18 protein-coding genes are annotated in these 20,250 nt (G+C 32.0%); 15 read left to right on the top strand and 3 right to left on the bottom strand.

What is annotated here, in order from left to right; genetic code table 11:
* Nucleotides 1-18 precede the first annotated feature (18 nt).
* Nucleotides 19-531, top strand: a complete 513-nt coding sequence (locus HMPREF2642_RS00950) for an Asp23/Gls24 family envelope stress response protein (protein WP_002432778.1) — start codon at nucleotides 19-21, stop codon at nucleotides 529-531.
* 200 nt (nucleotides 532-731) lie between these two features.
* Here the strand turns inward: HMPREF2642_RS00950 and HMPREF2642_RS00955 are convergent, their stop codons facing one another.
* Nucleotides 732-2,678 (bottom strand): IucA/IucC family protein, encoded by a 1,947-nt coding sequence (locus tag HMPREF2642_RS00955; protein WP_070597536.1) that lies wholly within the window; start codon nucleotides 2,676-2,678, stop codon nucleotides 732-734.
* Between the two features lie 104 nt (nucleotides 2,679-2,782).
* Here HMPREF2642_RS00955 and HMPREF2642_RS00960 point away from each other — a divergent pair, with 104 nt between their 5' ends.
* From HMPREF2642_RS00960 to HMPREF2642_RS00990, 7 genes are all read left to right on the top strand, one after another.
* Entirely contained in the window at nucleotides 2,783-3,964 is a 1,182-nt protein-coding gene (locus HMPREF2642_RS00960) for an MFS transporter (RefSeq protein WP_070597538.1), read from the top strand.
* Nucleotides 3,954-5,711, top strand: coding sequence for an IucA/IucC family protein (locus HMPREF2642_RS00965; protein ID WP_049428200.1), 1,758 nt, complete (start codon nucleotides 3,954-3,956; stop codon nucleotides 5,709-5,711). Before HMPREF2642_RS00960 ends, HMPREF2642_RS00965 begins: the two co-directional genes overlap by 11 nt.
* A gap of 3 nt (nucleotides 5,712-5,714) precedes the next feature.
* Complete coding sequence (locus HMPREF2642_RS00970) at nucleotides 5,715-6,770, top strand: alanine/ornithine racemase family PLP-dependent enzyme (protein ID WP_049428199.1); 1,056 nt, start codon at nucleotides 5,715-5,717, stop codon at nucleotides 6,768-6,770.
* A 289-nt stretch (nucleotides 6,771-7,059) separates the two neighbouring features.
* Nucleotides 7,060-8,058: an ABC transporter substrate-binding protein gene (locus tag HMPREF2642_RS00975; protein ID WP_070597540.1), complete on the top strand. Its 999-nt coding sequence runs from the start codon at nucleotides 7,060-7,062 to the stop codon at nucleotides 8,056-8,058.
* An 11-nt stretch (nucleotides 8,059-8,069) separates the two neighbouring features.
* Nucleotides 8,070-9,101, top strand: coding sequence for a FecCD family ABC transporter permease (locus HMPREF2642_RS00980; RefSeq protein ID WP_070597542.1), 1,032 nt, complete (start codon nucleotides 8,070-8,072; stop codon nucleotides 9,099-9,101).
* Nucleotides 9,098-10,066 carry a FecCD family ABC transporter permease gene (locus HMPREF2642_RS00985; RefSeq protein WP_023351324.1) on the top strand — a complete coding sequence of 323 codons (969 nt, stop codon included), beginning with the start codon at nucleotides 9,098-9,100 and terminating at the stop codon, nucleotides 10,064-10,066. Before HMPREF2642_RS00980 ends, HMPREF2642_RS00985 begins: the two co-directional genes overlap by 4 nt.
* A 226-nt stretch (nucleotides 10,067-10,292) precedes the next feature.
* Nucleotides 10,293-11,666, top strand: coding sequence for a YjiH family protein (locus tag HMPREF2642_RS00990; RefSeq protein WP_002432704.1), 1,374 nt, complete (start codon nucleotides 10,293-10,295; stop codon nucleotides 11,664-11,666).
* A gap of 53 nt (nucleotides 11,667-11,719) precedes the next feature.
* On the opposite strand, the gene HMPREF2642_RS00995 is transcribed toward HMPREF2642_RS00990, so the two are convergent.
* Both HMPREF2642_RS00995 and HMPREF2642_RS01000 read right to left on the bottom strand, forming a co-directional pair.
* Nucleotides 11,720-12,031: a heme oxygenase gene (locus HMPREF2642_RS00995; RefSeq protein ID WP_002453758.1), complete on the bottom strand. Its 312-nt coding sequence runs from the start codon at nucleotides 12,029-12,031 to the stop codon at nucleotides 11,720-11,722.
* Nucleotides 12,032-12,179: 148 nt separating this feature from the next.
* On the bottom strand, nucleotides 12,180-12,440 hold the full coding sequence (locus HMPREF2642_RS01000; protein ID WP_002432344.1) for a SunI/YnzG family protein: 261 nt from the start codon (nucleotides 12,438-12,440) through the stop codon (nucleotides 12,180-12,182).
* Between the two features lie 177 nt (nucleotides 12,441-12,617).
* Here HMPREF2642_RS01000 and HMPREF2642_RS01005 point away from each other — a divergent pair, with 177 nt between their 5' ends.
* The 7 genes from HMPREF2642_RS01005 to HMPREF2642_RS01035 all read left to right on the top strand — a co-directional run bounded on the left by HMPREF2642_RS01005 (nucleotide 12,618) and on the right by HMPREF2642_RS01035 (nucleotide 19,858).
* A complete protein-coding gene (locus tag HMPREF2642_RS01005) occupies nucleotides 12,618-13,124 on the top strand; it encodes a metal-dependent hydrolase (RefSeq protein ID WP_002432512.1) in 507 nt (168 codons plus the stop codon).
* A gap of 34 nt (nucleotides 13,125-13,158) precedes the next feature.
* A complete protein-coding gene (locus HMPREF2642_RS01010; RefSeq protein ID WP_023351325.1) occupies nucleotides 13,159-14,346 on the top strand; it encodes a UTP--glucose-1-phosphate uridylyltransferase in 1,188 nt (395 codons plus the stop codon).
* Between the two features lie 19 nt (nucleotides 14,347-14,365).
* The gene (locus tag HMPREF2642_RS01015; RefSeq protein ID WP_002432569.1) at nucleotides 14,366-15,049 is read left to right on the top strand and encodes a PAQR family membrane homeostasis protein TrhA; all 684 of its coding nucleotides are present in this window, start codon (nucleotides 14,366-14,368) and stop codon (nucleotides 15,047-15,049) included.
* 143 nt (nucleotides 15,050-15,192) lie between these two features.
* The gene (gene sdrM, locus HMPREF2642_RS01020) at nucleotides 15,193-16,539 is read left to right on the top strand and encodes a multidrug efflux MFS transporter SdrM (protein WP_049428190.1); all 1,347 of its coding nucleotides are present in this window, start codon (nucleotides 15,193-15,195) and stop codon (nucleotides 16,537-16,539) included.
* Nucleotides 16,540-16,656: 117 nt separating this feature from the next.
* The gene (locus HMPREF2642_RS01025) at nucleotides 16,657-17,124 is read left to right on the top strand and encodes a SepA family multidrug efflux transporter (protein ID WP_002432814.1); all 468 of its coding nucleotides are present in this window, start codon (nucleotides 16,657-16,659) and stop codon (nucleotides 17,122-17,124) included.
* Between the two features lie 83 nt (nucleotides 17,125-17,207).
* Nucleotides 17,208-18,650, top strand: a complete 1,443-nt coding sequence (locus tag HMPREF2642_RS01030) for an MDR family MFS transporter (protein WP_049428187.1) — start codon at nucleotides 17,208-17,210, stop codon at nucleotides 18,648-18,650.
* 143 nt (nucleotides 18,651-18,793) lie between these two features.
* A complete protein-coding gene (locus HMPREF2642_RS01035; RefSeq protein ID WP_002432308.1) occupies nucleotides 18,794-19,858 on the top strand; it encodes an Mrp/NBP35 family ATP-binding protein in 1,065 nt (354 codons plus the stop codon).
* The last annotated feature ends 392 nt before the right edge of the window (nucleotides 19,859-20,250 follow it).

The following is a 20,250-nucleotide window of genomic DNA, read 5'->3' on the forward strand; positions in this document are numbered from 1 at the left end:
AGTAAAGGAGAATTTACTATGGCAGTAGATAATAACAAAGCAAAACAAGCATACGATAACCAAACTGGTGTAAATGAAAAAGAAAGACAAGAACAACAAAAAGAAGTTCAAGAAAATCAACAACCACAATTCGAAAACAAATTAACTTTCTCTGATGAAGTAGTTGAAAAAATTGCTGGTATTGCTGCTCGTGAAGTTAAAGGTATCTTAGATATGAAAGGCGGATTCACTGACAACTTCACTAATGCATTCTCAAGTGGTAATAACGTGACTACTGGCGTGTCAGTTGAAGTTGGCGAAAAACAAGCTGCTATCGACTTAAAAGTTATTTTAGAATATGGTGAATCAGCACCAAAAATCTTCCGTAAAGTAACTGACTTAGTTAAAGAACAAGTGAAATACATCACTGGCTTAGAAGTTGTTGAAGTGAACATGCAAGTTGACGATGTAATGACTAAAAAAGAATGGCAACAAAAAAATGAAAAAGACAACAAAGACAACAACCACAGTGATAGACAAGGTTTACAATAATTCATAATTGCAATTTGATAAATCATTTAAGTTGAAACTTATATGATATTAGCCTATAAATGGAAAGTGTTCTCACACCATTTATAGGCTTTTTGTTTATTAATAATTAATTTTCCTCAAAAAATAAGCAGTCTGCGTAAAAGATGACTTTCTTAAACATAGACTGCTTATTATAAGCTACAATTACATTAATATTTTAATTAGTGAAGTGGATTGTTTACTTTAATATACGTATATTCATGTGCTTGATCTTCTAATCGCATAGTCGTCACGCATTTATAATCAATTGTTGGGGCAAAGATAACTTCTTCGATTTTACTACGACGACCTTCAGATAATTCTGTGATATTACTTAAAATATCCTTTAATATGAGTGCCATATCCTTCCAGATTTCATTTTCAAGTGAAGAAGAATGAGATGACTTAGCTATTGTAAGCACAAGCTCTCCTAAGTGATTCTGAACTGTAGAATAAAATGCTTTATTAAAAACGGAAGTCTTAGAATTTGTTAAAATTCTAGATTTCTCATGAAAATGGTTCGTCTCATAACCCGATTGATTTAAGCGCTCAGTATCAATACGTAAACCTTCGAAATCTCTAATATATAGTTTATTAAGTGAACCGTCTTCGTTAAAGGTTGCAACAGAATTCTGTAGGTGTGCCTCTAAAGCAATACCATATTTAGAATATAAAGGAATGACTAAACCTAGTAACGCTTTACTATATTCATTCATCCAAGTTTTAGCTGCTTCTTCAAATGACTGAAATCCCTTAGAAACTTGATATGTTTGAATTAATGTTTGAATAGGCGTTTCAGAGTTGTAAGGATACGTTGCAACTAAACTTGATGGAATGACAGGTACCACATCATTCGTTATAGAATGATAGAAATTATTTCTAAATAACGTACCTAGTTGTTCACTACGATCCGTTTGTATCTCATCACTATCATTAGAATTATAAAAATGAATTCCTGCCACTTCATCAATTACAGTAGAAGCATACTGTTTAAATGTTGAATCTTTAGTCAAGATATCGTTTAAGATGTGTGTAACTAAAGGTCCATTATGAGTTGTTTGTTCTGAAAGTGTACGAATTTCGCCAGTAATATGTACATTTGTTGATAATTTAATATGTGGCGCTTTATTAGGTAATTCAGGAACCAACGTTCTAAATGATAAACCAGCATAATATGGGATAGAATATTCACTCACAATCATAAGTCGTTGATCAAGTTCTTCCATGTAATCTTGATGTAGGACATGGTCGTATTGCCATGGATGCATAATCATCAATTGATAGTCGTCTAAATTGACTTGTCCGCTAAATTCTTTTTCTAAGTGTGAGTATATATCAGGAAACATATGTTTCATCGTATCATTGTAATTTGCATCTAAAGCTTGAATACGAGCCACTGAATGATGCAATAATACAATTTTTAATTCGATGGGCTGAGTAAATTCAGAAGAGTATCTAAATGTTTCAAACGCATCCATACCTTTACGCAGTTTTGCTCCCGGATGAAGAGGGTGGCCTTCTACTACGGCTTGCTCAGACCTTAGATAACTATCTTGATGATTTTTAATAATATCGTATAGAGGTGCTCGATCATCCTTCATTTTAAAATATTGATAGCTCAGCGCAAATGTCATATTGGCTGCACTGTTCGTTTGGTCATCTCTGAATTGTTGGCTCGCTTCATTGTCCAACTCTGGTGATTCAGTAAGAATCCAGTCTAATATGTCATTAGGATGTAAAATACGCTTAAATTCATCTTGATATTGTTCACGTTTATAATAAAAGGGGCCTTCAACATCTATACGATTAAATGCATGCTGACCAGTTACTGGTGCGTATAAGTATAGCTTTGATTTAGGAAAATGAATTTCTAAAATGTCAGTTACATGAGTGTCATAACCAGCAAATTTACGTCTATTAAGTAACTGACTATGATCATTACCATGAACTAAATTCTCTCTATGTATAGAAGTAACTAAACGCTTTGTTACTTTATCTCGACCAGTTAATAATTTATCTTGGAAAATAGATGCCCATTGTTCATCATATTGTTGTAAAAACTGAAAAACATTTTGCTCATCTTGGGTCATCTCAATGTCTTGTTTGTTAATAAATTGATTGAAATTCATAATTCACCTCTAAAAAAATATTTTACAAAAATAAATAAGATTTGTATAATCCATATTAATGATAATGATAATTATTATCAATAAAAAAGACAGGTGGAAATTAAATGGCAAAATTTTTCTTTTCCAGTTCTTTTCTTCTGTTTTTGGGGAATTGGATTGGGCAAATAGGATTAAACTGGTTTGTACTTACTACATATCATAACGCAGTTTATCTGGGATTAGTTAATTTTTGCCGACTCGTACCAATTTTATTGCTAAGTGTATGGGCAGGCTCAATTGCTGATAAATATGATAAAGGAAATTTACTTAGAATAACGATTTACTCTTCATTTATAGTCACTGCGGTATTATGTGTTTTGACATTTACTATTGATTCTATCCCAATCGCTGTAATACTCATTTATGCATCGTTAAGAGGTATTCTAAGTGCAGTAGAAACACCAGTAAGACAAGCGGTGTTACCTGATTTATCAGATAAAATTTCTACAACACAGGCAGTATCGTTTCATTCGTTTATCATTAACATCTGTCGTTCGATAGGTCCCGCAATCGCTGGAGTCATTCTAGCAGCTTATCATGCGCCTTCAACTTTCTTAGCACAAGCGATATGTTATTTAGTTGCTGTACTTTTTAGTCTGCCTCTTCACTTTGAAGTTGTTTCAAATCAACTCGAAAATAAAGAATTCTCATTAAAGATAGTTATGAATTATTTCAAACGTAATCTAGAGGGGAGTAAGATATTTGTTACTTCTCTATTAATCATGGCTACAGGATTCTCTTATACAACAGTATTACCCGTACTTACGAATCATATTTTTCCAGGAAAATCAGAAGTATTTGGTATAGCGATGACCTTCTGTGCTATTGGTGGTATCGTAGCAACAATTATTTTACCTACCATTTTAAATCATCTAAGCGCAGTTAAAATGTATTATTTAAGTTCTTTGCTATTTGGGTTAGCTTTACTAGGCGTCGTTATACATAATTTGGTTATTATGTTCATTTGTATCACTTTAATTGGACTATTTAGCCAATGGGCAAGAACAACGAATAGAGTTTATTTTCAACATAGTGTTAAAGACTATGAGAGAGGGAAGGTATTAAGTATTATTATGATGGACCGTGGTATGATACCTCTCGGTAGTTTAGTTATGAGTTTCTTTGCAGATGTATTCGGAATACTGACGACATTCATGATCATGGGTATAACTACCGTAGCCATTTCAGTAATATTTTACCTAATACAGCGTATGACGAAGTTGGAGGAAAGTAATAATGGAGCGTAATGAATGGCTGTTAGCAGATAAAAATATACAATACCGTATCATGAACGCAATAATTAAGGAACGTATTTCACCAGAGGGCATGAAAATAACGAAAGATGATAGTGTGGTGGAAATTCAGTACCAAGGCAAAAGATTAACTGTTCAAGTAAAACGTAAAAGTGCTATGGAAAGATATGTGTTTAAAGGCGATATTATGTATGGTTGTGGTCAAAAGTCACAACCTATTGAAAGCTTAGAAGATCTGCTCGAAACATTAACACAGGATTTTAATATTGAAATTTCAGAACGTTTGAATGAAGAATTGATTCATAGTAGAGACAGTTTTATTGAAACATATAAACATTTTAACAACAGACAATCACTCATACATCAAAGTATGAAATTTTCAAGATTGCCTGAATCATTAAACTTTATATCCTGGCTACAACATTTACAAGATAGTGGCATTATAGATGATTTAAGTTATTCGGAGAGTTTGATTGTTGAAGGACATCCTACCCATCCTTTAACTAAAACAAAACTTCCGTTAAATAAAAGCGAGTTGAAAGCGTATGCTCCAGAGTTTGAAAAGGTTATTCCTCTAAAAATTATGCTTATTGAAAAGAATCACATTGTCACTACGTCAATGGAAGACGATGACCAATATATTTTAAATCGTGTCATTCCGGAATATCGTCATCAACTCAATTCATTTTTGGAGCCTTTAAATTTAAATATAGAGGATTATAGAGTCATGATTGTTCATCCTTGGCAATACGATCACACTATAGGCGGAAAATTTAGTCAGTGGATTGCTAGTAAAATACTAATACCAACACCATTCACAGTAGAATCTAAAGCAACGTTATCATTTAGAACGATGGATTTAATTCATAAACCTTATCACGTTAAACTTCCTGTGAATGTTCAAGCAACTAGTGCAGTAAGAACTGTTTCTACGGTTACTACGGTAGATGGACCTAAATTAAGTTATGCATTACAAGGACTTCTTGATCAATATCCAGGACTCCAAGTGGCGATGGAACCCTTTGGTGCATATGCCGACGTGGATTCTGATTTGGCAAGACAACTTGCATGCATTATTCGTCAGAAACCCGTTATCTTTGAAAATGGCTCAACAGTGGTCACAGCAAGTTTAGTTAATCCTAATCCAATTGATCGTAAAGCGATTGTAGATAGCTATTTAGAATGGCTTGAAACTGAAATAACAATTGACCACATTAAACATTTTATTGCAACTTACACACAAACATTAGTCCAACCACTCATTGCATACATTCAAGATTATGGAATTGCATTAGAAGCACATATGCAAAATACGATTGTCAATCTAGGTCCTAACTATCAAATGAAATTCTTAGTACGTGATTTAGGTGGTTCACGTATAGATTTAGATACTTTACAACAGAAGGTAACAAATATTGAAGTAACGAATGAAAGTTTATTAGCTCAATCCATTGAGGAAGTTATTGCGAAGTTTCAACATGCTGTTGTACAAAATCAATTAGCAGAGTTGATTCATCACTTTAATCAATATGAAGATGTTAAAGAAAAAGAGTTATTTGATATCGTTCGTGAAGAGATTGATCTAGCGATTGATGATGATAAATCCCATGCCGACATTTTGAGGAAAGTATTATTTGGTCCGACAATAACAGTTAAAGCGTTATTAAGTATGAGGATGGAAAATAAAGTTAAAAAATATTTAAACACTGAATTAGAAAATCCTATTAAAAAAGAGGTGTAGTACATGGCTAGAATCAAAGTTAACTTATCAAAAATACAATACAATGCCAAAGTACTTCAGACATTACTTGAACGTAGACAGATTCACTTTACCCCTGTAGTAAAATGTGTTGCCGGAGATGAACGCATCGTTTCTACAATAAAATCTCTTGGAATTACACACTTTGCTGAATCAAGAATTGATAATATTGAAAGACTAAGAGATTTAAATATCACCTTTACACTATTACGCCCCACGACAGAATTTGAAACTATGGTTTCTACTGTAAAACTGAGTATTCAAACAGAACTTGATACGATTAAACAATTGAATGTAATTGCAAAAAGAATGAATGTAAAGCATCAAATCATGTTAATGGTAGATTGGAAAGACGGCCGTGAAGGTGTCTTAACTTATGATGTATTAGATTATATTAAAGAAATTATGAGTATGAGTCATATACAACTAGTAGGATTAGCATTTAATTTTATGTGCTTTAAATCCAAAGCTCCAGAAGAAAATGATGTCTTTATGATTAATAAGTTCATTAGTGCCGTTGAAAAGGAAATAGGTTACAAGTTTAAAATTATTTCAGGAGGTAACTCAAGCATGTTACCTCAAACAATGTACAATGATCTTGGCAAGATTAATGAATTAAGAATAGGAGAAGCACTCTTTAGAGGAATAGATACTACCACGAATGAACCTATTGCAAGTCTCTATCAAGATGCGATTGTACTTGAAGCGGAAATTATTGAAATTAAACCACGTATTAATCAAGTGACACACCAATCCTATTTACAAGCAATAGTGGATATAGGTTATTTAGATACATTTACAGATGGTATCAAGCCTATCGCCAATGATCTGAAAATGGTTGGCGCCTCAAGCGATCATTTAATGATTGATTTGAATAATCAAGATCACTATCAAATTGGGGATAGAATTCAATTTAGTTTAAATTATGAAGCTTTGTCACAGAGTATGTATATGAAAAATTTAACTAAATCATATTACGACGATTCAAAGATTCAAACTTTGATTGAAAATTTTAACACAACCATATTTGCCAATACGTAATGAAGACTCAATTTTATTCATTAAATTATATTTCACTTTAAACTGCTCTTTAATTTTCTATTTAAAAGAGCAGTTTTATTTATTTTAGTTAGTTATTGTTCTCTAAATTGTATATAAGGCAAATATAAAGTGATATTCAGATTTATCTTTCATAGTAGTTAGTCTGACTTATGAATTAAATTATATTTGAGTAAAATATATTCATAAAACAATACAAAATGATATTGACAATGAGAATCGTTATCAATAAACTGTATATGTAAGCATATACATATTAAGGAGTGGAACAATGAGAGGTCTAAAATTTTTTAGTGCTGTTGGCTTAATGCTAGTATTAGTTCTTGTTGCGGCCTGTGGAAGTAATGGTTCTAATAATTCAAGTAATAAATCTGCATCTAAAGATGGTGTAGAAATTAAACACGAAGAAGGAAGAACTAAAGTACCTAAGCACCCTAAACGTGTCGTTGTACTTGAATATTCATTCGTAGATGCATTAGCTTCACTTGATGTAAAACCTGTAGGTATAGCAGATGATAAGAAAAAGGAACGTATCATCAAACCATTAAGAGATAAAATTGGTAACTATACGTCTGTAGGTGCACGTAAACAACCTAACTTAGAGGAAATTAGTAAACTAAAACCAGACTTAATTATTGCAGATAGTAATAGACATAAAGGAATTTATAAAGATTTAAGTAAAATTGCTCCAACAATTGAACTTAAGAGTTTTGATGGAAACTATAATCAAAACATTGATGCCTTCAAAACAATTTCTAAAGCATTAGGTAAAGAAGATGAAGGTAAAAAACGTCTAAAAGAACATGATGAAAAGATTGAAAAATATAAAAAAGAAATTACAATGAATAAAGATGAGAAAGTGTTACCTGCAGTTGCATCTAAATCAGGTTTATTAGCACACCCTAGTTATTCATATGTAGGACAATTCTTAAATCAACTTGGATTCAAAGAAGCATTAACTGATGATGTGACAAAAGGTTTAAGTAAGTATCTTAAAGGACCTTACTTACAAATGAACACTGAAACATTATCTAAAGTAAATCCAGGCCGTATGTTCATCATGACTGATAAAGCAAGTCCTAATGAGCCTTCTCTTAAAGAATTAGAAAAAGATGCTGTATGGAAAAAATTAGACGCTGTTAAACATAATCGTGTAGATGTGTTAGATCGTGACCTATGGGCTAGATCACGTGGTTTAATTTCTTCTGAAGAGATGGCAAAAGAACTTGTAGAACTTTCAAAGAAAGATAGTAATAAAGATAATAAGTAAGGTGGAAAATAATGACTATGGGTATTAAAAATAGTCAATCCGCTATTGAACAAAAAAAGAGAAAGCGCACTACACTCACTTATATAGTGGGTGTGTGCTTTCTTTTTATTTCAATCTATTTGAATTTAGCGATTGGTTCTTCAAAAATACAATTTCATGATATTTTAAGTTACTTCACTGGACATATTGAATCAGAACAAACATTTTTAATTCATAACGTACGCATGCCTCGAATGCTTGCAGGGTTAGTGATAGGTGGTGCATTGGGGATAGCCGGTCTACTTATGCAAGCAATAACTAGAAATCCACTTGCTTCACCTCAAATATTTGGTGTAAATGCTGGAGCGTCCTTCGTCATTGTTTTAATTACAGTTTTAATTCCATCCCTAGGTTCTTATTCAACTATCCTAGCAATTATTGGAGCCTTTTTTGGTGGATTTACTGTTTATACGTTGTCAGGATCTACGAAATCAATTACGCCAGTGAAACTTGCTTTAGCAGGTATGGCGATACATCTATTCTTTAGTAGCATGACCCAAGGAATCATTCTTTTAAATGAGGATTCTAATGATACTGTCATGTTTTGGTTAGTAGGATCATTAGCTGGGATAAAATGGAATCAAATTATGATGATTTTACCTTGTATAGTCATTGCTGTAATTGTAACTATTTTTATGGGAAGACAGCTTACAATTATGGAACTCGGAGACGACATTGCAAGAAGCCTTGGTCAACGTACTGAAATTGTAAGAATGATTATTGGATTGCTAGTGATAGTATTAGCAGGGATGTCTGTTTCAATTGCAGGCCCCATCGGTTTTGTGGGCCTCATTGTTCCTCATATAGTTAAACGTTATGTAAGTAAAAATTATCTAATTATGCTACCTCTCACGTTTATTTTTGGTGCAGATTTATTGTTAATATCTGACGTTCTATGTCGTTTAATCACTTATCCATTTGAATCTCCAGTTGGTATAGTGACTTCATTTGTCAGCGCCTTTTACTTCTTATTCATTACTGTAAGAGGGGTGAATCGCGTATGATTAAGAGTAGCAATAGTATACGTTATGGAATCGTGATTATTTTATTAGTCGTCAGTACAATATTTAGTTTATGTATAGGTTCAGTTATGATAGACCCTATACACGCTATTGTTGGTTTTTTCACACAAGATGACTTTATTTTAAATGAATATCGTATACCTCGAACATTATTGGGATTAGTAATAGGTAGCAGTTTAGCTATATCTGGTGCTGTTATTCAAGGTGTAATTAGAAATCCGCTTGCATCTCCGGATGTTATTGGAATTACTAAAGGAGCAAGTCTAGCAGCGGTGATTATTATTATGATATTTCCGTCGGCACCTTTATTTGTATTACCTTTAGGATCGTTTGTTGGAGCATTGGTGATTAGTTTAATATTGTCCTTCCTTATTTCCAAATTTGATGTAAAAGGATCGAAACTTGCTCTTATAGGTTTAGCCATTGGCGCAATTTGTACGGCTATCGTACAGTTCTTACTTATTCGTAATCCTATGGATGCAAATAATGCATTAGTTTGGTTAACTGGTAGTTTATATGGACATAATATTTCTAACTTCTATAGTGTCTTACCTTGGTTTATTATCACTGTACCGGTAGTATTATTACTCGGTTACCAGCTAGATATTTTAAACTTGGGAGATAATGTCGCTACAGCTCTTGGTGCACGTGTTCGATTTTTAAAAATGATATTACTCATCTTGGCTGTAATGTTAGCTGGAGCTTCTATTGCAGTTGTCGGTGGTATTAGTTTCTTAGGACTTATAGCACCTCATATAGCAAGACAACTCGTCGGACACAAAAATATACATGTCATTATCATGTCAGGTTTAATAGGCGCTATACTATTAACGCTTGGTGATGGGTTAGCTAGGGGAATTCAACCGCCACTTGATATTCCAGTAGGTGTAGTTATTGCAGTTATTGGAGCACCATATTTCTTATTCTTACTACGTAGAATGAAATGATTTATTCATTAAATATGAATTTGAGCGCTCTTAGGTATGCTATGGCCGATTTCAATTTATAGTTTATTGAAATCGGCCTTTTTTAAATTTTTAATTGCGAAAAGTGATAGATTAGCGTATAGTATTTATACGTAATTATTCATATTTTTGTATATATAAACATTTGTGAAGATGAATCTTGATTACTTCAAGTTGATATAAATAGATAGAAACGGATTGAAAAGTAATGAACGGATATACTAAAAGCGAAATTATAAAAGGTAGAATTAAATTTATAACAATGTCCATTCTAGGTATCATATTATTTTTAATTCCTATACCAGTTGTTCAAGATGGACAAAAACAAACAACATTACCTGTGGCATTTCTTGCAAATTGTTTAAAAGATCTGTTAGGGAATATTATGCCCATATTAATTGTATTAATTATTACAATTTCAGGTGTATTAACTCTTTTGTGCTCAACAATTTATAAACACAAGTTAAATCCACAAGGCCTAATGTATAATGCATTTAATGTCAAACTAGGTTGGCTAATATTAAGAGTATTATCAGTTGTATTTGTATGGCTTACTTATTTGAAGGTAGGGCCTAAAATGATTTATTCAGAAGATACGGGGGGGCTAGTCTTTTATAGTCTATTACCAACTCTTGTGGCCGTATTTTTATTTGCGGCACTATTTTTACCGTTATTGATGGAATACGGACTATTAGAATTATTAGGACCTGTGTTTAGACCAGTAATGAGACCGCTATTTACTCTACCTGGTCGATCAACTGTAGATAATCTAGCATCATTTATTGGTGATGGAACGGTAGGCGTCTTAATTACAAGTAGACAGTATGAGGAAGGCTATTATTCTAGAAGAGAAGCAACAGTCATTTCTACTACGTTTAGTGTAGTATCTATTACTTTCGCTATAGTTATTGCTTCAACTATTAAAATGCAAGATCAATTCTTTTATTTTTATATCACTGTAATTGTTTCTTGTTTAATTGCAGCAATGATAATGCCAAGAATTTGGCCTTTAAAAAATATTCCAGATGAATATGCTAAAGATGTTTCAGAGGATGCAAGAACGGAGCAATTACCAGAAGGAAAAACGGCATTAAGACATGGATATGACATGGCGACAGAGGTTGGTATAAAAGCTCCAGGATTCAAAAAGTTCTTTATTTCTGGATTTAAAACCGTTGTAGATATGTGGTTTGTCATTTTACCAGTAGTAATGAGTATAGGAACAATCGCAACAATTATCGCGAATTATACACCTATTTTTGAAGTTATTGGAAAACCATTCGTTCCACTACTAGAATTATTGCAAATTCCAGAAGCTTCACACGCTTCTCAAACTATTCTCATAGGTTTTGCCGATATGTTTTTACCATCTATATTAATTGAGGGGGTCAAAAGTGACATAACACGTTTTGTTATTGGAGCATTAAGTATATCCCAATTAATATACTTGTCAGAAGTAGGTGGTGTTATTTTAGGTTCAAAAATTCCTGTCAGCATAGGTAAACTATTTATGATTTTCTTAATACGTACTTTAATCACGCTTCCTATTATTGCATTACTTGCGCATTTATTTATCCATTAAAAAGATTGCTTATTAATATACTTTATTATAATAAGCAATCCTCTATTAAAAAATTATTTATCTAATTTCGACAATACATTTGCTTTAACAATTTCACTTTTAATTACTGGAGAGTCTTCGGATTTTCCAGTATTTTTATGAGCTTCTTTAAAAGCATCACTATTTACCCAATTTTTAAAATCTTTTTCAGTATTCCACCATGTATTTACATACATATCTTCACTATAATCATCTCTATCAATTTGCCAAACTTCAATACCATTAAAACCTTGTAAGGATTGGATTTGACCACCTTTTGTAAATCTAGGTGCCATTTTTTCTGCAAAACCTTTTTTCACGGTTATTCTATTTGTTACGACGAACAATAACTTCACCTCCATAATCATTATTGATTCCAATATAATAGGATTGTTTATACTTATCAATTTTCATATATCGAAAATGAGAGCCACCAACCGTAATAGATACATGGTTGGTGGCTTTTGTATGGATTATTAATTATATATATTTTAATTACTTAGTCAGTTCATTGTAAACTTTTTGATCATTTTGAGTATAAATAATGTATTCATGGTCATCAGTATCGATAATTACGCGGTTTGTTTTTCCAAATGTAGAACCAATACGAGAGATTTCTTTTCCATTTTTTTCAGGTACTGCATGGATATCTTGGTCTTGTGAGATATTTTTAATTTCATTATTAGGTATTTTAATATCTGCTACTCTCCATTGAATACGTACTTCATTATCGTTTTTCTTTACTGTCATTGCCATTAAAAACACATCCTTTAAATAATTTGTATATTCATCATAAATTATTTTGAAATCGTTTTCAAGGATTTATGTGATACTTTTGAATATAATATGTCATACTAATAAAATGTTAATACGAAAGTATGTTCGCTTTATATGTAATTGTGTGTTAAAATGTTTTGAAAAGGAGAACTAGAAATGACAGGTAAAACACATGCCTCCTGTGGGGCTTTAACAGGAGCTTTGACAACTCAATATTTTCATACTGATTTATTTACTTCAGTCACTATATTGGTATTATCAACTCTAGCAAGCCTATTGCCAGACATATGTCATACCCAAAGTAAAATTGGAAGACGTTTCAGAGTTTTAAGTTTTGTTATTAGGCTTCTATTTGGCCATAGGACATTTACTCACTCTCTTGCTTTCATCATTATCATTGGTTTTTTACTGTACTTAATTCAAACACCCATGTATTATATGGTTGCAATTGTTATTGGAATAGCTTCACATGTTATACTAGATATATTAACACCTAAAGGGGTTAAATTATTCTATCCCTTACCATTGAATGTTGTATCGCCGCTTCATTTTAAAACAGGCGGATTAGTTGATTTATCTTTAGCTACAGCTTTTAGCTTTGGAACAGTATACACGTTGTTTCAACCCTTTTTTAATGAATTTATGTTACAGTGGCTAAATTAATTCTTTGAATCATTTATACATAAGGAGAGTAATCATGTTAGATAAAAACCAATTGGAGAAATATAACCAAGAGCATTTGTATGAATATGAAAAATTAATGAGTAATAATGAAAAAGATGCACTTGAAAATAAAGTTGATGAGCTTGATTTAGAAGGAATTCAAAAACTATATCATGATTTATATGTTAATAGAAAATCAATAGATGATGTATCATCGGTATCAGAAGTTAAGTATGAAGTGAAATCTCAACTTTCTGATGAAGATAAGCATACATATGAACAAAAGGGTTATGAAGCGATTAGAAATGGTGAATTCGCGGTACTTCTTATGGCTGGCGGTCAAGGAACGCGATTAGGTTATAAAGGGCCTAAAGGTTCTTTTGAAATTGAGGGTGTAAGTTTATTTGAGTTACAGGCTCGCCAACTCATTAATTTAAAGAATCAAACGGGTCATACAATTAATTGGTATATAATGACTAGTGATATAAATCATAATGAAACAATAGAGTATTTTAAGAAACATCAATATTTTGATTATGATCCAGAACATGTACATTTCTTTAAACAAGCAAATATTGTAGCCTTAGGTGAAGACGGCAAACTTGTACTTAACAGAGATGGTCATATTATGGAAACACCAAATGGTAATGGTGGAGTATTTAAATCTCTTAAAGAGGCTGGATACTTAGATAAAATGGAAAAGGATCATGTAAAATATATCTTCTTAAATAATATTGACAATGTTCTTGTGAAAGTCTTAGATCCATTATTTGCTGGTTACACTGTAAGTAATAATAAAGATGTTACATCTAAAACAATTCAACCTAAACATGGAGAGAGTGTTGGACGTTTAGTCAACATTGATAGTAAAGATACAGTTCTTGAGTATTCAGAATTGGATCCCGAAGTAGCCAATGATTTTGATAATGCTAATATTGGTATCCATGCATTTAAACTGGCCTATATTAAAAGTGCAGTAGATAGGGAACTACCATATCATTTAGCTATTAAAAAATTAAAACAACTAGATGAAGACTTTGGCGTTGTAGAGCTACCAACATTAAAATTTGAATTGTTTTATTTCGATATTTTCAAATATGGAACAAGTTTTGTTACATTACAAGTTCCTAGAGAAGAGGAGTTTTCACCACTGAAAAATAAAGTAGGTAAAGATAGTGTGGAAACTGCTACAGAAGATTTAAAACGTATGAGTTTGATTTAAATAAAAGGTGGTGGAATAGATGTCTCATACATCTAAGCATAAAAAAGCATCGGTAGTTGAATCATTTAAGGACATCATTCCCTTATCTTTTGGCGAGGAAATAGGTAATGCAGCCTCACATGGTGCGGCTGCATTATTAACATTGTTTGTATTACCTTATGCAGCTGTTCATAGCTACAATCATGGTGGCACATTGGAATCGGTAAGTGTGTCTATTTATATTATTAGTATTTTTATGATGTTTATTTCTTCAACTATTTATCATTCTATGCAGAATTATACAGCTCATAAGTATATTTTACGTATTATCGATCATAGCATGATTTACGTAGCTATTTCAGGTACTTATACGCCAGTATTACTTACTATAGTAGGTGGATGGATAGGATGGGTAGTGACCCTATTTTTATGGGGGACTACATTATGGGGAATATTATATAAATCCATTGCTACGAAAGTTAATCATAAGCTCAGTCTTATTGTTTACCTAGTGATGGGATGGGTTGGTGTGATATTTATACCAGTGATTATCATGCGCACCTCTTGGTTATTTATTTTATTTATATTCCTGGGTGGCCTTTCTTATACAATAGGAGCCTGGTTTTACGCGCAAAAGAATAGACCTTATTTTCATATGATATGGCATATTTTTATTGTGATTGCATCGGTTTTACACATGATAGGGATATTATATTTTATGTAAAGTAAGTTTACGGTAGAGTTTAAATGGCTCTGCCGTTTTATTTTAACCTAGAAAATTAATACTATTGCATGATTGCGAACTAAACATCATCGTATTAATATTTTAAGGGTTCGAAATAGATAGAACAAAAGGAGTAAATATAAATGAAGTTTAGGTCGATATTAACAGTAACCGCATTGATACTAATCATGTTTATGGCTGCAATTGAGACATCTATTATATCTCTAGCCTTACCAACAATTAAGATAAATTTACATGCAGGTAATTTAGTATCTTTAGTTTTTACTGTTTATTTTATTGCTTTGGTCATAGCTAACCCTATTGTAGGTGAGCTGTTATCTCGTTTTAAGATATTATATATTGCCGTTGCAGGTGTTTCTTTATTTGCAATTGGTAGTTTGATGTCAGGTTTAAGTGAAACATTTACTTTTTTAATTATCTCAAGAATGATTCAAGGTTTTGGGGCAGGGGTCATGATGTCTTTATCTCAGATAGTCCCTAAACTAGCGTTTGAAATTCCTTTAAGATATAAAATTATGGGAATTGTAGGTAGTGTTTGGGGAATTTCCAGTATCATTGGACCCATACTCGGTGGTGCGATTTTAGAATTTGCGACATGGCACTGGCTGTTCTTTATTAATATACCTATAGCAATTATTGCTATTGTATTAGTACTAATGACATTTCATTTTCCAGAGGAAGAACATGGTAATCAAACACACTTTGATGTGAAAGGATTATCAATCTTTTATATATTTATAGCATTGCTTATGTTTGGATTATTAAATCAACAACATTTATATCTCAATATTATTGCAATCATCTTGGCTTTATTAGTATTGATTGGCTTGTTTAAAATAGAACAAAAACAAAATAATCCATTTCTTCCGACTAATGAGTTTAATAGATCGATAATGCTTGCTTTCATTACTGATTTATTTATAGCTATGTCATTAATAGGATATAACCTGTATATACCAGTATATTTACAAGAACAATTAGGTTTATCACCTCTTCAAAGTGGGTTTGTTATTTTACCACTATCAGTTGCATGGATTATATTAAATTTTAATTTAGCGAAGATTGAAGCAAACTTTACTAGAAAAGCATTATATATTAGTGCGTTTACAGTTCTCTTAATTTGCAGTGTTATTATTTTATTTGGCATGAAAGTGCCATTGTTGATAGCATTTTCAGTTATCTTTGCTGGACTTAGTTTTGGATATGTATACACTAAAGATAGCGTGATTGTACAAGAGGAAAGCTCTCCTAGAAATATGAAGAAGATGATGTCATTTTATGCATTAACTAAAAACTTAGGTTCATCTGTAGGTTCTACAATTATGGGATATATGTATACTTTAAAATCAGGTTTATTCGGCACTCATCTACACAATGTATTAGGTTTGATTGCCGTCATTTCAATTTGCTTGTCAATGATGTGGATTTTATTTTATAAATCTAATAAAACTTCAAATTTTAATAATTAAAAAGGTTTTCAAATACAAAAAACGTCTACTATAAGAGTAGGCGTTTTTAAATTTTATAAGGTGATGAATACGTGATACTATAAATATGTATTAAAAAAGAGGGGAGGACAATGAGTGATGAAATTCTTTAAAAATAAATTTTATAATTTAGCTGTAACACTTATTGTTCTCGCTATTTTTGTATTATCCGGGGCGATATTCTTAACATTTCTTGGTTTTGGATTATATGGGTTAAGTAGGATTTTAATATTTTTTCATTTAGGTTATTTTGGCTACAATAAAGGATTTTATGACAATTTGTTTTACTATGGTAGTTATATAGTATTGGGATATTTTACTCTTTTTGCTGTTGAGCATTTAATGGACTACTTTAAGAAGAAATTGCCTAACAATCCTTATTTTCAGGGTATTACATTTCATCTTATTTCTTATATAGTAACGACAGTGATGTTTTATTTTATAGTACATATTCACTATGTATATATTAATATTCAATTTTGGGTAATTATGTTAATCATAGGATTTCTATTTATTTGTAAGGAGATATTTTATCCTGAAAGTGAAAACTTGAATAACAAGAAATAGTAATTAAGCATTTATTTTGCTTTGCTAATTATAATTTGATTGAATATAACACTGTTATAAAAATAATAAAGGAGTAAACGTTCATGTCTAGTATCGATTTACCCAAAACGAAGCGGAATTTAATTGTAGCAGTGATGTTAGTGAGTGCGTTTGTAGCAATTTTAAATCAAACTTTACTCAACACTGCTTTACCTCACATTATGCGAGAATTAAAAATTGATGAAAGCACTTCCCAATGGCTAATTACTGGATTTATGCTTGTAAATGGTGTCATGATACCACTTACAGCTTTCCTAATGGATAGAGTTAAAACTAGACCTTTATATTTAGGAGCTATGGGTACATTTTTATTAGGGTCAATTGTAGCTGCGGTTGCGCCTAATTTTGGTGTGTTGATGACAGCAAGAGTTATTCAAGCAATAGGCGCCGGTGTGTTGATGCCTTTAATGCAATTTACACTTTTCACTTTATTCTCCAAAGAACATCGTGGCTTTGCTATGGGACTAGCTGGTTTAGTCATACAGTTCGCTCCAGCTATTGGACCTACATTCACAGGCTTAATCATTGATAATGCAAGTTGGAGAGTGCCATTTATTATTATAGTCGGTATCGCCTTAATTGCTTTTATCTTTGGTTTAATTTCTATTTCTAGTTATAACGAAACGAAGGATTCAAAATTAGATAAACGCTCTGTTGTATACTCGACTATAGGTTTTGGTATTATGCTGTATGCATTTAGTAGTGCTGGAAATTTAGGTTTTTCTAATCCGATAGTTATAGGATCGTTAATCATAAGTATTATTATTATCTCAATATTTGTTAGAAGACAACTAACGATTTCCAACCCATTACTTAACCTCAATGTATTTAAAGGTAGAATCTTTTGTTTCAGTACAATTACATCAATGATTATTATGTTATCTATGGTTGGACCTGCACTACTTATCCCTCTATATGTACAAAACGCTTTAGGTTTATCTGCGTTGTTATCAGGTTTAGTGATTATGCCTGGTGCGATTATAAATGGAATAATGTCAGTATTTACTGGACGTTTTTATGATAAATATGGACCGAGACCATTAATATATGCTGGTTTTAGCTTATTAACGATTTGCACATTATTGCTTTGTTTCTTAAAAGCAGACACATCTTATATTTATCTTATTGTCATTTATGCGATTAGGATGTTTGCTGTTTCTCTACTAATGATGCCTATTAATACAACTGGTATTAATGCATTAGACAATAAAGATATTTCACACGGTACTGCTATTATGAACTTTGGTCGTGTGATGGCTGGTTCATTAGGAACTGCATTAATGGTAACGTTTATGAGTATTGGTTCGAAATGGATTGGGCCATCCTCGTCTGCACATGCTAGTAAAGAATTATTACATAGACAAAGTGTTGCTGCCGGAGTTGATGTTTCATTCGCTCTAGTTACAGGTTTTGTTGTTGTTGCATTCTTATTTGCGTTATTTATTAAAGAACCTAATAGAAAATCTCAAAATATGAGAGAAGTCTAAATTATATATGAAGTTAGCCTATTATTATGGGCTAACTTCTTTTTTTATAATAAAAAAAGACTTATAATAAAAAAGATAAACTACGTAATCGAATAACTTTTGTTATTATGTAGATAAATTATTATATTTAAGGGGGATTTACTTTGTTAACGGTAAATCAAGTTGAAGAAATAGTAGGTGCATTAAAAGACCCAATTATTGATGTACCTTTGAAAGAAACTGATGGTATAGTTAACGTTACCATCAAAGAAGATATTGAGCACGTTAGTGTTAAAGTTGCAATGGCTCAATTAGGGGGACAACCACAATTAGATTTACAAATGGCAATTGTAAAAGCTCTAAAAGAAAACGGTGCTAATACAGTAGGTATTCGTTTTGAAGAATTACCACCGGAGACAGTAGAAAAGTATCGTGGTAAAGGAACAGAAAAACCTAAAACAATTGAAGGTTTACTTTCTCAAAATAATCCAGTTGAATTTATTGCAATTGCTTCCGGTAAAGGTGGCGTAGGTAAATCAACTGTAGCTGTTAATCTAGCTGTAGCTTTGGCAAGAGAAGGTAAAAAAGTTGGACTCGTAGATGCTGATATTTATGGTTTCAGCGTTCCAGATATGATGGGGATTGATGAAAGACCGGGAGTAGATGGCAAAGAAATTATTCCGGTTGAACGTCATGGCGTTAAAGTTATTTCAATGGCTTTCTTTGTAGAGGAAAACGCACCTGTTATTTGGAGAGGTCCAATGTTAGGAAAAATGCTTACTAATTTCTTTACAGAGGTTCAATGGGGAGATTTAGATTATCTTTTACTTGATTTACCACCTGGCACTGGAGATGTAGCCTTAGATGTACATTCAATGCTACCTTCTAGTAAAGAGATCATAGTTACTACTCCGCACCCTACAGCAGCGTTTGTAGCAGCTAGAGCTGGAGCTATGGCTAAACATACAGAACACTCTATTTTAGGTGTAATCGAAAATATGAGTTATTTCGAAAGTAAAGAAACTGGTAATAAGGAATATGTATTTGGTAAAGGTGGAGGTACTAAACTTGCTGATGAATTAGAAACACAGCTATTTGGAGAGTTGCCTCTTGAACAACCTACGTGGAACCCTAAAGATTTTTCACCATCTATTTATCAGCCTGAAGATCGTTTAGGAGAAATTTATACATCAATCGCCAGAAAAGTTATAGCCAGTACTCAAAAATAGTATCTCAATGTAATTTAACCAAAGGTATACTGATCACACAGAAACAAATTTTGTTTTTGTGTGATTTTTCTATTGCAAAATTTAGAAATCGTGCTAGAATATTTCTTTGTGAGCTACGAATTAGCTGTTCACAAAATTAAAAAATAATTCAATTTAAATGTTGACTTAAAAACATGAAATTGATATTATATAAAAGTCGCTGAAAAGCGATTGTAAAGTATTTAATTTAATTGTTAAGCGAGTGTAAAAATTACCCTTGCAAACATTATAAAAACACTTTAAAATAAATAAAGTAATCTTAAGAAATCATTGACATTTCTTCTCAGAAAAGATATGATTGAAAAGATTGATTTTATTGAGATGAACATTGAAAACTGAATGACAATATGTCA

The organism is Staphylococcus sp. HMSC055A09, assembly GCF_001809655.1.
Taxonomy (GTDB): domain Bacteria; phylum Bacillota; class Bacilli; order Staphylococcales; family Staphylococcaceae; genus Staphylococcus; species Staphylococcus capitis.

Excerpts from the sequence above, each read along its gene's own strand:
- HMPREF2642_RS00950 (WP_002432778.1), top strand. The coding sequence starts at position 19 with ATGGCAGTAGATAATAACAAAGCAAAACAAGCATACGATAACCAAACT.
- HMPREF2642_RS00955 (WP_070597536.1), bottom strand. The coding sequence starts at position 2,678 with ATGAATTTCAATCAATTTATTAACAAACAAGACATTGAGATGACCCAA.
- HMPREF2642_RS00960 (WP_070597538.1), top strand. The coding sequence starts at position 2,783 with ATGGCAAAATTTTTCTTTTCCAGTTCTTTTCTTCTGTTTTTGGGGAAT.
- HMPREF2642_RS00965 (WP_049428200.1), top strand. The coding sequence starts at position 3,954 with ATGGAGCGTAATGAATGGCTGTTAGCAGATAAAAATATACAATACCGT.
- HMPREF2642_RS00970 (WP_049428199.1), top strand. The coding sequence starts at position 5,715 with ATGGCTAGAATCAAAGTTAACTTATCAAAAATACAATACAATGCCAAA.
- HMPREF2642_RS00975 (WP_070597540.1), top strand. The coding sequence starts at position 7,060 with ATGAGAGGTCTAAAATTTTTTAGTGCTGTTGGCTTAATGCTAGTATTA.
- HMPREF2642_RS00980 (WP_070597542.1), top strand. The coding sequence starts at position 8,070 with ATGACTATGGGTATTAAAAATAGTCAATCCGCTATTGAACAAAAAAAG.
- HMPREF2642_RS00985 (WP_023351324.1), top strand. The coding sequence starts at position 9,098 with ATGATTAAGAGTAGCAATAGTATACGTTATGGAATCGTGATTATTTTA.
- HMPREF2642_RS00990 (WP_002432704.1), top strand. The coding sequence starts at position 10,293 with ATGAACGGATATACTAAAAGCGAAATTATAAAAGGTAGAATTAAATTT.
- HMPREF2642_RS01000 (WP_002432344.1), bottom strand. The coding sequence starts at position 12,440 with ATGGCAATGACAGTAAAGAAAAACGATAATGAAGTACGTATTCAATGG.
- HMPREF2642_RS01005 (WP_002432512.1), top strand. The coding sequence starts at position 12,618 with ATGACAGGTAAAACACATGCCTCCTGTGGGGCTTTAACAGGAGCTTTG.
- HMPREF2642_RS01010 (WP_023351325.1), top strand. The coding sequence starts at position 13,159 with ATGTTAGATAAAAACCAATTGGAGAAATATAACCAAGAGCATTTGTAT.
- HMPREF2642_RS01015 (WP_002432569.1), top strand. The coding sequence starts at position 14,366 with ATGTCTCATACATCTAAGCATAAAAAAGCATCGGTAGTTGAATCATTT.
- sdrM (WP_049428190.1), top strand. The coding sequence starts at position 15,193 with ATGAAGTTTAGGTCGATATTAACAGTAACCGCATTGATACTAATCATG.
- HMPREF2642_RS01025 (WP_002432814.1), top strand. The coding sequence starts at position 16,657 with ATGAAATTCTTTAAAAATAAATTTTATAATTTAGCTGTAACACTTATT.
- HMPREF2642_RS01030 (WP_049428187.1), top strand. The coding sequence starts at position 17,208 with ATGTCTAGTATCGATTTACCCAAAACGAAGCGGAATTTAATTGTAGCA.